Source organism: Pseudarthrobacter woesei (assembly GCF_055412745.1).
Genome location: NZ_JBVAYU010000009.1, coordinates 83,397 through 97,088, shown reverse-complemented (window position 1 = coordinate 97,088; position 13,692 = coordinate 83,397). Strand labels below are relative to the sequence as shown.

Annotated in this window: 10 protein-coding genes and 1 tRNA gene; 1 reads left to right on the top strand and 10 read right to left on the bottom strand. The window is 67.3% G+C overall.

Annotated elements, in window-relative coordinates:
• Window positions 1-7 precede the first annotated feature (7 nt).
• From ACZYZE_RS13990 to ACZYZE_RS13965, 6 genes are all read right to left on the bottom strand, one after another.
• On the bottom strand, window positions 8-2,752 hold the full coding sequence (locus tag ACZYZE_RS13990) for a helix-turn-helix transcriptional regulator (RefSeq protein ID WP_463908268.1): 2,745 nt from the start codon (window positions 2,750-2,752) through the stop codon (window positions 8-10).
• 223 nt (window positions 2,753-2,975) lie between these two features.
• Window positions 2,976-3,563 (bottom strand): aminoacyl-tRNA hydrolase, encoded by a 588-nt coding sequence (pth, locus tag ACZYZE_RS13985; RefSeq protein ID WP_459318366.1) that lies wholly within the window; start codon window positions 3,561-3,563, stop codon window positions 2,976-2,978.
• Between the two features lie 109 nt (window positions 3,564-3,672).
• The gene (locus ACZYZE_RS13980; protein ID WP_459318364.1) at window positions 3,673-4,269 is read right to left on the bottom strand and encodes a 50S ribosomal protein L25/general stress protein Ctc; all 597 of its coding nucleotides are present in this window, start codon (window positions 4,267-4,269) and stop codon (window positions 3,673-3,675) included.
• Window positions 4,270-4,516: 247 nt separating this feature from the next.
• Window positions 4,517-5,497, bottom strand: a complete 981-nt coding sequence (locus ACZYZE_RS13975; RefSeq protein WP_459318363.1) for a ribose-phosphate diphosphokinase — start codon at window positions 5,495-5,497, stop codon at window positions 4,517-4,519.
• Entirely contained in the window at window positions 5,494-6,993 is a 1,500-nt protein-coding gene (gene glmU / locus ACZYZE_RS13970; RefSeq protein ID WP_459318362.1) for a bifunctional UDP-N-acetylglucosamine diphosphorylase/glucosamine-1-phosphate N-acetyltransferase GlmU, read from the bottom strand. The genes ACZYZE_RS13975 and glmU overlap by 4 nt, the downstream gene beginning before the upstream one ends.
• A gap of 211 nt (window positions 6,994-7,204) precedes the next feature.
• Window positions 7,205-7,276, bottom strand: a tRNA-Gln gene (locus ACZYZE_RS13965).
• 190 nt (window positions 7,277-7,466) lie between these two features.
• On the opposite strand from ACZYZE_RS13965, the gene ACZYZE_RS13960 reads away from it, so the two are divergent.
• The gene (locus tag ACZYZE_RS13960; protein WP_459318395.1) at window positions 7,467-8,066 is read left to right on the top strand and encodes a TetR/AcrR family transcriptional regulator; all 600 of its coding nucleotides are present in this window, start codon (window positions 7,467-7,469) and stop codon (window positions 8,064-8,066) included.
• A 283-nt stretch (window positions 8,067-8,349) separates the two neighbouring features.
• Here ACZYZE_RS13960 and ACZYZE_RS13955 read toward each other — a convergent pair whose 3' ends face one another.
• The 4 genes from ACZYZE_RS13955 to ACZYZE_RS13940 all read right to left on the bottom strand — a co-directional run bounded on the left by ACZYZE_RS13955 (window position 8,350) and on the right by ACZYZE_RS13940 (window position 13,482).
• A complete protein-coding gene (locus ACZYZE_RS13955) occupies window positions 8,350-10,179 on the bottom strand; it encodes an ABC-F family ATP-binding cassette domain-containing protein (RefSeq protein ID WP_459318361.1) in 1,830 nt (609 codons plus the stop codon).
• 37 nt (window positions 10,180-10,216) lie between these two features.
• Window positions 10,217-11,179 carry a 4-(cytidine 5'-diphospho)-2-C-methyl-D-erythritol kinase gene (locus ACZYZE_RS13950; protein WP_463908264.1) on the bottom strand — a complete coding sequence of 321 codons (963 nt, stop codon included), beginning with the start codon at window positions 11,177-11,179 and terminating at the stop codon, window positions 10,217-10,219.
• Between the two features lie 81 nt (window positions 11,180-11,260).
• Window positions 11,261-12,100, bottom strand: a complete 840-nt coding sequence (rsmA, locus tag ACZYZE_RS13945) for a 16S rRNA (adenine(1518)-N(6)/adenine(1519)-N(6))-dimethyltransferase RsmA (RefSeq protein ID WP_459318394.1) — start codon at window positions 12,098-12,100, stop codon at window positions 11,261-11,263.
• Window positions 12,101-12,294: 194 nt separating this feature from the next.
• Window positions 12,295-13,482 (bottom strand): resuscitation-promoting factor, encoded by a 1,188-nt coding sequence (locus tag ACZYZE_RS13940; protein WP_463908262.1) that lies wholly within the window; start codon window positions 13,480-13,482, stop codon window positions 12,295-12,297.
• Between the last annotated feature and the right edge of the window lie 210 nt (window positions 13,483-13,692).

Sequence of the window (13,692 nt, the reverse complement as noted above, 5' to 3'; positions counted from 1 at the left end):
GCGCGGCCTAGATGAGTCCAAGCAGATCACTTCGCGAGGAAACTCCGAGCTTGGTGAACACCTGGTACAGGTGCCCCTCCACTGTTCTCACGGAAATGCCCACTTCAAGGGCAATGTCCCTGTTGGATACACCGTTGCCGGCCAGGGTGGCGATCTGCCGTTCCCTTTCCGTCAGTAGCGGGCCTTTGTTGCGCGGTATGACCGGCAGCGCCGGAACAGACTCTGCGAGGCTTTCCAGCATGGTGTGTGCGGCGCTGGCGCTGCCACTCAAGCCTGCCGATTTGGCGAAGTCGAAGGCCAGGGCGGCGCATCTCGCCTGGACCGCGTCCAGTTCAAGCCCCGCTGCCACTCCGGCGGCCTCAAGCATGATCGCAGCATCCTTCAACCGGCTGCCCGCGGCAATGATTCCGGACAGCTCCGCGAGGGGCCCCTGCCGCCGCGCGGCGATGTCCGCTAGGAAAATGAAGTCCTTGGCCGTGCCGTTGACGGTCGCTCCGAGCATGAAGATGCCGGCCAGGGTGTAGCGTCCGGCCCGGAAGTGCATTTCGGCCGAGCGCACCAGCCGGTCCTTTGCCTCCGGGTCGCCCAGCCAGCGTGAGGCCATATCCATGCAAAAGTCGGCAGAGCTCCGGACCGCAAAACGGGCCGGGCCGTCCGCGGACCGCGCCCGGTCCAGGTAGATCGTTGCCTGCACGGAATTGCCGGTCTGGGCGTACGCGAACGCTGTGGCCGCGTAGGCCTGCCGCAGCGAGTGCAGGCTCGACCGGACTTCCAGCTGGGCAATGGCCGCGAGGAGCGGATCCAGCGCCATGTAGCCGCGGCCCGCATAGACATAGGCAAGGCCAACGGCCAGGTCCGTCGCCGCACTGCCGGAATGCAGCCCGTGGCCCGCGCGGCCGCTGGCGTCCTTGAGCATGTCGATGCTCTGGCGCCATTGCCCGGACAGCAGCAGCACGTTGAATGACCGCCACGCAAAGTTCTCGCGGATTCGGGGAACGTTGGACCACTCGCTCAGCTGTCCGCCGATTTCACGCATCAGTTTGCGGGCTTCAAGCTCCTTGCCAGTCATGCAAAGGGCTTCCATCAGGATGATCGCCGATCTGAGCCGGTGCACATCATCGGCGCCGGACCCGTCCGCCGAAGCCGCTGCCCTGAGCCGCTCCATCATGGGCTCGTAGTCACCGACGAAGGAGAGGTAGCTGAACTCGCAGAGATCCAGGCACAGCACTGCCCGTGACAGCTCCTCCGGGGTCGCGGGGGGCCCGCTCACGCCGAGTTCGTGGAGCCGCATCCGGGCCTGCCGGATCAGTTCCGGCACCTTTCCGGTCCGGTCCTCCAGCCATGCCATGGAATCGGCCTTTGCCGCGATGAGGTCCGCGAACGCCTCCGCGGGGAGGGCTCCCAGTTGACGCTCCGTGATGTCGTCGAGCGCCGACATCGCCTGCAGCGGCAGCCCCAGCTGCAGGTAGGCGGCGGCCTTCTGTAGCTGGCCTGGGGCCCACTCGGGATCCCCCGGGTTCAGGCTGCTGGCGCACTTGAGCGCGAATTTGGGGTCAAAGAGCTTGACGGCGGCGCTGGCTGCCGCCAGCGCATGGGCGGGCGCGAGCGGTGCGTGGCAGTCGTGCGTCCACGCCGCATAGGCCAGCAGATCCTCCACGGTCAGCTCACCCAGCTCAGGTTCCGTGTGACCCGGCACTTTGTCCCGCAGCTCCAGCCGTCGCTCCACGCTGAGCCAGTTGCGGACGATATCGCCGAGATAGCGGTCGCCGAGCGAGACCAGGTGCCGGTCGGTCCGGTCGACGACGATCTGGCCGGCGTCCTCCATATCCGCGATGATGCCGGGGCTATACATCCTCGCGAGCCGTGACAAGGGAAGCGTCCGCGCGCAGGAAAGTACCTCGATGACCTCCCGCGCCACGGGCGTTTCGCGGGCGTAGCGGGCCCTGACAATGTCTTCCAGTGCGGTGCGCCCGTCCAGGACCACTTCGTCGACGAGGGTCCACACGGATCCCGACAGCACCAGGTTTCCGCGTTCGATCTGCTCCGAGACGACGGCCTGCAGGAGGGTGGGGCTGCCGCCGACGAGCTGGTGCATCTGGCTTGCGAGCGCGCTCGACACCCGGTGCCCGAGCGCGGCCTGCAGCACTTCCAGGGTTTCGACTTCCGTCAGGTTGGCGAGCCGGACCTCGGCCAGCTGCCCGGAGGTGATGAGCCAGTAGAAGTCGGGGGGCAGATCGGTGGTGCGCTGGGCCGTCGCGACGAGCCTGGCGGTCTGGGTTTGGAGCAGATTAAGCAGGACCCCGGTGCTCAGTTCGTCCAGGGCGCCGGCGTTGTCCAGCAGGATGACGCACTGGCGTCCGGCGGCGTCGTCGCGGATCAGTGAGGTGATTCCGTGCAGGATGGCTGTCGGCGATCCGAGCGAGCTCTGCGGGAGGCGGGCGAGGGTAAACGCCAGGCAACCGTAGGGTGTTGCGGCGCCCGGCCCGGAGGTGCGGAGCTGGAGGGTGTAGACGTCCGGTCCGAAGCCGGCCAGGGCTGTGCGGCCGACGAGGGATTTGCCCACGCCGCGGTCACCGGTGATGACCACGCCCATCCGGTCTGCCGTGAGCAGGGCGCTGCGGACCCGGTCGGCGTCGGCGTTGCGCGCCAGACCGGACCACCTGTGCCCGTAGGCGGGGCCGGTAGCGTGTTCTTCTTCGGCGGGTGCCAATGTAGTGGAAACATTCCCCCAGCCCAGCGAATCCCTCGACATCTAGTTTCCTTCGTACCGCTTGCGGACAGCAAACCCGAGACCGTCCGCTAGAAGTAGCGTATCCCTATCCCCCGACATGAGAGTAGACAGATCATAACGGGAAAGAAGGATGCTTGAAAAGGAACCCGGGCTTCGACGTCGGCCCGTTACGTGCCGTAGGAAACGACGGCTCCGGCCGCCGGCCGATCCGGCACCGCGTGCGGTTCCTTGCCAGGGACCGCGGCTACGGTGCCTTGACGGGATGGAACGTCGTTTGCGCGGCCAGCAGGCCTTCGCGGACCAGGGCTTCCACCGCGTCCGCCGCGGCGTCGATCAGGAAGGGCAGTTCCTTTTTCTCGGCGGCAGAAAAATCCCTCAGGACATAGTCCGCGGTATCCATCCGGCCGGGCGGCCGTCCCACGCCGACCCGGACCCGGAGGTAGTCCTTGGTGGCCAGGGCCCTGGAAATATCCCGCAATCCGTTGTGCCCGCCTTCGCCGCCGCCGATCTTCAGTTTCACCGTGTTGAACGGAATGTCGATTTCGTCGTGGACGGCGATGACGTGGCCGGGATCCATGTCGTAGAACTTTGCCAGGGCCGAGACCTGGCCGCCGGAAACGTTCATGTAGGACAGCGGTTTGGCCAGCACCATCCGGGGCCCTCCGATTCCGAGCCGCCCCTCAAGGACCTGGGCCCGGGACTTGTGGGATTTGAAGCCGCCGCCGACGCGCGAGGCGAGCTCGTCGAGGACCATCTGGCCGACGTTATGCCGGTTGTGGGCGTACTCGGCTCCGGGGTTGCCAAGGCCGACGATCAGCCAGTTGTCAGTCATGGATCAGTCCTTTTGTGGGCCGTCCGGCACGGGCGGCGAATCAGACGCGCGGGTCAGACGCCGGCGGCCGGGCCCCAGAGGGACCCGGCCGCCGGGGAAATCGCCGAAATTACTCGGCTGCGGTCGAGGAGCCCGCCGTGGTTTCGGCTGAAGCTTCTTCCTCGGAGACCTCGGTGGCCTCGGAGATGTGGACGACGAGGGCCTCGGCGTCGGCCAGCAGGACGGCGCCCTTGGGCAGAACCAGGTCGGAAGCGTGGATGTGCTCGCCGGCGGTGCGGCCCTCGATGCTGACCTCGATGGCGGTCGGCAGGTGGGTTGCCTCGGCTTCGAGGGAGACGGTGGTCATTTCCTGGTTGTACACGTTGCCCGGGGCAAGCTCGCCCTTCAGGTGCACGGGAACATCCACGGTGACCTTCTCGCCGGTGCGGACGGTCAGGAGGTCGAGGTGCTCGATGATCTGCTTGATCGGGTCGCGCTGGATGTCCTTGACGAGGGCGAGGTGCTGTTCGCCGTTGATGTCCAGGGTCAGCAGGGCGTTCGCACGGCGGACGGCCTGGGTGGTGGACTTGGCCGGCAGGGTGATGTGGATGGGCTCGGCGCCGTGGCCGTAGATGACGGCCGGGATCAGGCCCTCCATGCGGGCGCGGCGGGCGAAGCCCTTGCCGAATTCGGTGCGTACTTCTGCTGCGAGCTTCTGCTCAGACATGGATTCTCCTAGTGGACTAGCGGTGTTCAGCAAGGGCGGAGGTCTGTTTGCGACCTTCAACGCCGGGTGGCCGTATGGCCGCCCTTCCGAAGGGAGATTCAGACCCAGTCGATAACGGAGACCAGCAGTCCGGTGCACCGACTAATTTCCCATTAATACGGATTACCGGCGCTCTCCCTCGCCAAGGTTTCGGTACAAGGCTACCAGCGCGGACACGGATTCATAAAACGTGCCCGCGCGGCTGGTATTAGGCGTTGCCGTCGAACAGGCTGGTGACGGATCCGTCGTCGAACACTTCGCGGATGGCACGGGCGATCAGCGGTGCGATGGACAGCACGGTGAGCTGCGGGAAGTGCTTGTCCGCGGTGATCGGCAGGGTGTTGGTGACAACAACCTCACGGGCGCCGGATTCGGAGAGCCGCCGGGCGGCAGGATCGGAGAAGACCGCGTGGGTCGCTGCGATGATGACGTCCTTGGCACCGGCGTTCTTGAGCACCTGGACCGCGCCGGAGATGGTTCCTCCGGTGTCGATCATGTCGTCGATCAGGACGCAGGTACGGCCTTCGATCTGGCCCACGACAGTCTTGGAGACGGCTTGGTTGGGGACGGTGAGGTCGCGGCTCTTGTGCACGAACGCGAGCGGTGCCCCGCCAAGGCGCTCGGCCCACTGCTCGGCAACACGGACACGGCCGGTGTCCGGGGAGACGACCGTGACGTTGTCCGAGCCGACCTTGGTCCGGATGTAGTCCGCCAGCAGCGGGATGGCCATCAGGTGGTCCACGGGGCCGTCGAAGAAGCCCTGGATCTGCGAGGTGTGCAGGTCAACGCTCATGATGCGGTCGGCGCCGGCGGTCTTGTAGAGATCGGCGATGAGACGCGCGGAGATGGGCTCGCGCCCGCGGCCCTTCTTGTCCTGGCGTGCGTAGGGGTAGAACGGTGAAACGACGGTGATGCGCTTGGCGGAGGCCCGCTTGAGCGAATCGATCATGATCAGCTGTTCCATCAGCCAGTTGTTCAGCGGCGCCGGGTGCGCCTGGATGACGAAGGCATCGGTGCCGCGGACGCTCTCGCCGGCGCGGACGTAGATCTCGCCGTTGGCGAAGTCGTAGGCATCCAGGGGCAGCAGCTCGGTTCCCAGCTCCTTGGCGATCTCCTTCGCCAGCTCGGGATGCGCGCGCCCAGCGGCAAGCACCAGCTTCTTCTCGCCGCGTGCCGTAATTTCGCTCATGATTGCAAGCCCTCTTCTGTAGATGCCGGGGTACCGGAGGAAGTTTCGGTGGCGCCTGCGGCCTTGGCCAGCGCGGCGGAGATTGTGCCCGGGCGGTTTTCCAGGACCCAGCCCTCATCGTTCCGCTGCCTGGCCAGTGACAGGACCAGGGCGCCGGCCGGGACGTCGCGGCGGATGATGGCGCCTGCCCCGCTGTAGGCGCCGTCGCCTACCTGCACGGGGGCGACGAAAACGGTGTTGGAACCCGTGCGCACGCCGGAGCCGATGACCGTCCGGTGCTTCTTCTCGCCGTCGTAGTTGGCCGTGATGTTGCCGCAGCCGATGTTGGTGTCTTCGCCGATCTCGGCGTCACCGGCGTAGCCCAGGTGGGAGAGCTTGGAGCCGCGGCCGATGGTGACGTTCTTGGTCTCGTAGAAGGCGCCGATCTTGCCGGTCTCCCCCAGGACGGTGCCGGGGCGCAGGTACGTGAACGGGCCGACGCTCGCCTTGGCACCGATCGTGGAGCCGGAACCGTGGGTGCGGATCACCTTTGCGCCCGCGCCGACGTGGACGTCGGTCAGCGTCGTGTCGGGGCCGACGACGGCGTCCCGAGCCACTGTCGTGGCGCCGTGGAGCTGGGTGTTGGGCAGCAGGCGGACGTCCTCGTCCAGGGTGACGGTGGCGTCGATCCAGGTGGTGGCCGGATCAACGACGGTCACCCCGGCGCGCATCCAGGCCTCGACCGTGCGGCGGTTGTGTTCTGCACCGAGGGCCGAGAGCTGCACCCGGTCGTTCGCGCCTTCGACTTGCCAGCGGTCCTCCGTGACGACGGCGGCAACGCGGCCGCCTGCCGTGCGGGCCAGGCCGAGCACGTCCGTGAGGTACTTCTCGCCCTGGGCGTTGTCCGTGGTGACATGGGCCAGCGAGTCGCGAAGGACGGCGGCGTCGAAGGCGTAGATGCCGGAGTTGATCTCCTGGATCTCACGTTCGGTGTCTGTGGCGTCCTTGTGCTCGCGGATTCCGGTGATGGTTCCGTCCGCGGCCCGGAGGATGCGGCCGTAGCCGGCGGCGTCATCCAGGACGGCGGTGAGGACGGTGACGGCGTTACGGTCGGCCTCGTGGGTGGCGACGAGTTCGGCCAGCAGCTCGCCGGTGAGCAGCGGGACGTCCCCGTAGGTGACCACGACGGTTCCGCTGAGCGGGCCTTGGGGGTTGAGCGCATCGAGCGCTTCGAGGGCGGCTTCGACGGCGCGGCCCGTTCCGGGCACCGCGTCCTGGTCCACGATCAGGGCGCCGGGGTCGGTCGCGGCGATGTGCGCGGCGACGAGGTCACGCTCGTGCCGGACGACGAGCGCCAGTTCCTGCGGCCTGATGGTCCGGGCGGCATGAAGCGCGTGTCCCACGAGGGAGCGGCCGCCGATCTCATGGAGGATCTTGGGGGTACGGGATTTCATCCGGGTACCGGCACCTGCAGCTAGGACGATGACGGCGGCTGGGCCGGTATTCTCGGGGCTCACGTACGGGCTCTCCTTGCTCAGTGGCTTAGCTCATGCCGCTGCTCGGTGGATCTGGATGCCCCGCGGCTGGGGGCCGGGTGGTGCACCTCGGTTGCCGGATCCGCGCGGCCTGGCCGGACCAGATTCCGGTCACGGCGCCAGATTCATCCTACTGGACTCACGCCGGACCGCGCCCGCCGGGAGCCGTTCCGGCCCCTGCGACGCGCAGCAGTTCCGCCCATAGGACTCGAACCTATACTCCACGGCTCCAAAGGCCGGGGTGCTGCCATTACACCAGGGCGGACCATGCCACGGCGCGAGCCGGTGGCACGAGAGTCAATTCTGCCATACTGCGTCGCCGTCAGGTGCGGAGCCCGACTGCGCCCCAATTAGTGCATGATGGAGCTGTGAGCAATAGCGCAGGGGCTTCCGGTGGGGCGGACCGCCGGAGCGGCCGGCCTGTAAGGGCCCCCGGCTACGTCCCCCGGCCTCGGATGACCGGCCCCCAGCGCCGCAGCCAGCTGATCGGCATCGGCCGCGGGCTGTTCGCCCTCCGGGGCCTTGACGGCACCACCATCGAGGAGATTGCCGCCGCCGCCGGCGTCTCCAAGCCGGTGATCTATGAGCACTTCGGCTCCAAGGAGGGCCTGTACACCCAGGTCGTCGAATACGAGTTCCGCATCCTCCTCACCTCCATCAACGATGCCCTGTCCGAAGAGGCCAAGCCGCGGGTGCTGGTGGAGCGGGCCGCCCTGGCTCTCCTGAGCTACATCGAGGACCGCACCGACGGGTTCCGCATCCTCATGCGCGATGCCCCGCCGACGCAGCCCGAAGGGGCCTTCTCCACCCTGCTCTCCCACGTCACGGCGCGTGTGGAATACATCCTGGCCGACGAATTCGCCCGCCGTGGCTTCACCTCCGCCGACGGCACCATGTACGCGCAGATGCTCGTCGGGATGGTCGCAATGACCGGCCAGTGGTGGCAGGACAGCCGCACCCCGGACAAGCGCGAAGTCGCCGCCCATCTGGTCAACCTCGCCTGGAACGGCCTCACGGGCCTCCAAAAAGACCCCGGGCTCCGAAGCGACGACTAAACCTTGGCTGGCCGCCGCTCGCTTGCGGCCGCGGGCCAGGCGCTGAGAGCTCTGGGCACCCCGCGGGGCATGCCCTCCCCTGGGCCCAAAGAATGGACATAACACCAATATGTCCAACCGTGGCTTGCACAGAGGGACATGTCCCGAGGGTTTTCAGTGGCCCCGGGGAGCATGTCCACACCTAGCCCAAACCGAGGGACATGCCCTCAGGCTCTTCAGCGGTCCGGGGAACATGTCCAGCCATGCCGTCACACACTGGGCATGTCCCGCCGGGCGTAGGCGGCTACTCCCCCAGCACCTCGAGGGCTCCCAGCCATTCGAGTTCGAGGGCTTCGCGTTCTCCGGCGAGGTCCTTGAGTTTCTTGTTGAGCCCGGCCAGCTGGCCCACTGCCGAGGGATCGGCGGCCGCGCTGGTCATCTGCGCGTGGAGCTTGTCTTCCTGCTGCTTGAGCTTGCCCAGCTGGCGGTCAATCCGGTTCTTGGCCTTGCGGGCGTCCCGCTTCTCGGCTTCGGAGGCGCCGCCCGCGGCGGGTGCGGAGCTGCCGCTGGCGGCGATGACGGGGTTGCCGCCGCCGGTGATCGTGGAGCCGGCCAGCGCCGATTCGCGCAGTTCCAGGTACTGGTCCACGCCGCGCGGCAGGGCGCGGATCTTGCCGTCGCCGAGGAGCGCCATCTGGTGGTCGGTGACGCGCTCGAGCAGGTACCGGTCGTGGCTGACAACGACGAGCGTTCCCGGCCAGCCGTCCAGCACGTCTTCCACGGCTGCCAGGGTGTCGGTGTCGAGGTCGTTGGTGGGCTCATCGAGCATCAGCACGTTGGGCTCTCCCACGAGGAGGCGCAGGAGCTGGAGGCGCCGGCGTTCGCCACCGGAGAGGTCCTTGACCGGCGTCCACTGCTTCTCGTTGGTGAAGCCAAGCTGCTCCACGAGCTGGCCGGCACTGAATTCCTTGCCGCCAACGTTGAAGGACCGCTTTTCGCGCTCGATCACTTCGATGACGCGCAGGTCCGAGACGTCGTCGAGCTCCTTGACCTCCTGGGTCAGGACGGCGGTGACGACCGTCTTGCCCCGCTTCACCTTTCCGGACGTCGGCTGGATCTCGCCGTTGAGGAGCTTCAGCAGGGTGGTCTTGCCGGCGCCGTTGACGCCCACGAGTCCCAGCCGCTCACCCGGGGCAAGCCGCAGGGTGATGTTGTCGAAAAGCTTCTGGCCGGGCTCGCCGCCCAGGAAATCGAGCGAGACGTTTTCCAGGTCAAGGACGTCCTTGCCGAGCCGGGCGGTGGCCATCTTGCTCAGCGCCATCGAGTCGCGCGGTTCGGGGACGTCGGCGATGAGTTCGTTGGCCGCCTCGATCCGGAATTTCGGCTTGGCCGTGCGGGCAGGGGCGCCGCGGCGCAGCCAGGCGAGTTCCTTCTTCACGAGCTGCTGGCGCTTGGTTTCCACCACGGAAGCGGAGCGGTCACGTTCGGCGCGGGCCAGCACATAGGCGGCGTAGCCGCCGTCGAACGGGTCCATGATGCCGTCGTGGATTTCCCAGGTCTTGGTGCACACTTCGTCGAGGAACCAGCGGTCGTGGGTGACCACGAGGAAGGCGCCCTGGTTGGCCCGCCAGCGGGTCTTCAGATGCCGGGACAGCCACGCGACGCCTTCGACGTCGAGGTGGTTGGTGGGCTCGTCGAGCATGATGACGTCGTGGTCCTCGATCAGCAGCTTGGCCAGCGCCACCCGGCGCTTCTGCCCGCCGGAGAGCGCATGGACGTTGGCGTGCCAGTCGACGTCGGACACAAGTCCGCCCATAACTTCGCGGATCTGGGGATTGCGGGCCCATTCATAGTCGGCCTGGTCCCCGACGATCGCGGCGCCGACCGTGAGGTCGCCGTCGAGCACATCGCTCTGGTCCAGGTAGCCGATGTTGACCTCGCTGCGCTTGGTCACGCGGCCGGTGTCCGGGGTTGCCCGCATCGCCAGCAGGCGCATCAGCGTCGACTTGCCGTCGCCGTTGCGGCCGACCATGCCGATCCGGTCGCCCTCTTCGAGGCCGAGAGTGACGCCGTCGAGAACGGTACGGGTTGCATACGAGACCGTGAGGTTCTCGCCGCCGAGCAGGTGTGCCACTGGGAACTGCTTTCCTAGGTATATATGGTCAAAGCTACTAAAGGAGCGTATCGGAGATGATGCGCGCCCCGTGAACCGGGCCGTGGACGGCCATGGCCTCGAGGCCGTGGTGGCGGAGGTCTTCGGCCAGGCCCTCGGCGGCAGCCGGGCTGTGGGCCAGCAGCGCGACGGTGGGGCCGGAGCCCGAGACGAGGCCGGCGATCGCGCCGCAGGATTCACCAAGCCCCAGGATGTCCCGGAGCCCGGGTGCCAGCTCAATCGAGGCGCGCTGCAGATCGTTGACAAGGACCCGGCTCAGGGCATCGGCATCCCCGCTGCGCAGGGCCTTGAGGATCCTGGGATCCACGGCGGTGGGTTCCTCGACCTCGCCGCCTTCGGCCGCGCGCAGCCGGTCGAGGGTCCGGAACACCTCCGGAGTGGACAGGCCGAAGTCCGCGGTGACGAGGACCCAGTCGGTCTGGGCCTTGACGAGGGCCGGTGAGAGTTCGTCGCCCACACCCAGCCCGACGGCGGTGCCGCCGAGCAGGGAGAACGGCACGTCGGCGCCAAGTTCCGCGGCCAGGTGCGCCAGCTCGTCGCGGGACAGTCCGCTGTTCCACAGCGCGTCGCACGCCAGCAGGGTGGCGGCGGCGTCGGCCGAGCCGCCTCCCATGCCGCCGGCGACCGGCACACGCTTGGTGATTTCGAGGTGGACGCCTGTGGAATGCTCCGAGACATCGGTCATGATGGCGGCGGCCTTGTAGGCCAGGTTGCGTTCATCGAGCGGAATGTCGACGCCGTCGAGATCGAGTGTGCTCGCCGGACTGATGCTGACGGTGATCCCGCCGGTGTCCGTACTGGTGGCTGCGACCTCCTCGTAGAGGGAGACCGCGAGGTAGACGCTGGCCACGGAATGATAGCCATCGGCGCGCAGGGATCCGACGTCGAGTGAGACGTTTACCTTGCCGGGAGCCTTGACCCGGACAGTCCTCGCGGCAAAGCGCCCTCTCACTGCGTTCATGGCTCCACGCTATGGCATGGCAGGGCAAGGCTCCAAGCACTCCCGCAAGGCGTCTTCACCGTTCCGGGACGTCGGCGAGGCTCATGCGTCCGTCTGCGCGTGCGCTTCGGCGATCCGGGAAAAAGCCGCGATGTCGATCACTTCACCGCGGGCGGTGGGGTCGACGCCGGCGGCGCGCAGGCAGCGTTCGGCTTCCGCGGCGCTTCCGGCCCAGCCTGCCAGCGCGGCGCGCAGGGTCTTGCGCCGCTGTGCGAAGGCCGCATCAATCACGGCGAAGACCTGTTCCCGGGTGGCGGTGGTGGCCGGGGGTTCCCGGCGGGTGAAGGCGACGAGGCCGGAGTGGATCTTGGGGGCGGGCCAGAAGACGTTCATGCCGATCACGCCTGCTTTGCGCATACTGCTGTACCAGGCCGCCTTGACCGAGGGGATGCCGTAGGTCTTGGATCCGGGCCCGGCTGCGAGCCTGTCCGCCACCTCGTCCTGGACCATGACCAGGCCGTGGCGGAGGCTCGGGAAGTGCTGCAGCAGGTGCAGGACCACCGGGACCGCCACGTTGTACGGAAGATTGGCCACGAGCGCGGTCGGCTCCGCCGGGAGCTCCGTGACCCTCATGGCGTCTGCGAGGACGAGATGGAAGTCCCCGACGGCGCCGGGGCGCCACTCTGCCACCGTGGCAGGAAGCTTTTCGGCGAGCACCGGATCGATCTCGACGGCGACGACGGACCGGGCGGCGTCCAGCAGGCCCAGGGTGAGCGAGCCCAGCCCCGGCCCGACCTCCAGGACCGTCTCGTCGGGGTGGATGTCCGCGGCGGCAACGATCCGCCTGATGGTGTTGCCGTCTATGACGAAGTTCTGGCCCAGGGTCTTGGTGGGACGGACCCCGATTTCCTCGGCAAGCCTGCGGATGTCGGAGGCGCCCATCAGGGGTGCGGGCGCGCTGCCGGGCGTTTTTCCGGACGTAGCGCCGGGCGCGGAGGGGGTCGGTTCAGTCACCTAGGTATCCTATCCCGGACATGGCAAAGGCCGGGCCCGGAGAACCGGGCCCGGCCTTTGCCGGCCGCCGCAGCCGTGGTCAGCCGCTGCGGAAGGCGTCGTCAGTCAGTCGAGGCCGTTCCCTAGCGGGAGGCGGCCCAGCCGCAGCCCCATGGCTGGAGGCCCCGCTGTGCGTAGACACGGTTGGCGATGTCGATCTGCTGGGCCTTGGAGGCAAGGCTGGCATTCGGGGCGTAGGCGCCACCGCCGGATCCGAGCCATGTCCGGATGTCGAACTGCAGGCCGCCGTAGTAACCGTTGCCATTGTTGATGGACCAGTTGCCGGTGGATTCGCACTGGGCGATCTTGTCCCACATGGCTTCGTTCATCATTGCAGGGGCTCCGGCGCCGGTGTTGGCACCGGCGGCCGGGGCTGCTGCGGGCTTGGGCTTTTCCTTGGTACCGACCGTGACCTTCTCGGTGACGGGCGGGGCGGTGACCGACTGGGACACGAGCGTGCGGGACGCCTCGCGGCCGTCAACGAGGACCAGCTTGAAGCTCTTGCCCATGGATCCGGCCACGCCGGCCTGGGTCACGGTCTTCTCGCCCTTAAGCATTTCGGCGTTCTCGGTGGTGAGGGTTTCAAACGGGACGGCTTCGGTGGATTCCGCCGTCTTGCTGACATCCACGCGGGAGACTTTGATGACCATGTCATTGACAACAGGGGCGTTGCCGGGCTGCGAGCTGCGGTCGCTGGCCCCCAGCGAGATGCCGGCGTCGGTGAGCAGCTGGGCGACGGTGGCCGCCGTCGTGCTGGTCTTGGCCGCCTTGCCGTCCGCGACGATACTCACGGTCTTCGGCGTCGAGATCGACACGAAGGAACCGGAGACGGCGAGCTGGGCGTCCTTCGGGACGGATACTTCCGAGGAGCTTGCCACGCCGAGTTCGCTCACGAGGGCGTCGACGTTGGGCGAGGTGGTGTTGATGGTCCGCTCCGCGCCATCCAGGCTGACCTTGACGGCCTTGGCGAGGTTGACGTTGATGACGGATCCGTCCTGTACATGGGAGTCCGCCGCCGGCGACACCCTGTCGGAGGGCTGGAGTTCAACCTTGGCGCCCTTAACGACCTGGCCGACGGTGCCGCCGAATGTCTGGACGGAGCTCACCTTCCCGTCGACATTGAGGGTGACCGTCTTGTTGTTGCCGACGAAGGCCACGAGGCCCAGCACGAGGGCGACGAGCACCACCAGCTGCGTACCGACCTTGACGAAGCTGAACTTGCCGTCCGATGTAAAGAACTTGACCACGATTGCCCGTATCTTTTGGACCATCCGGGCACGGGGAAAAGCGCACGGGACCATCCTCCGCAAACACCCCAGGGGCAGCGCCGGAACGGGCCCGGATTGTTCGCGGCAGATGCGTGCACTGCCACACTCACAAACGAGAGCGCGCATATGGTTCTTTGGCCACAATGCGCGCCCTGCAGGAGTGAAATTATCCGAAGGCCTTCCCCGACCCCGGCTTATAGTTCTCCACTGTAA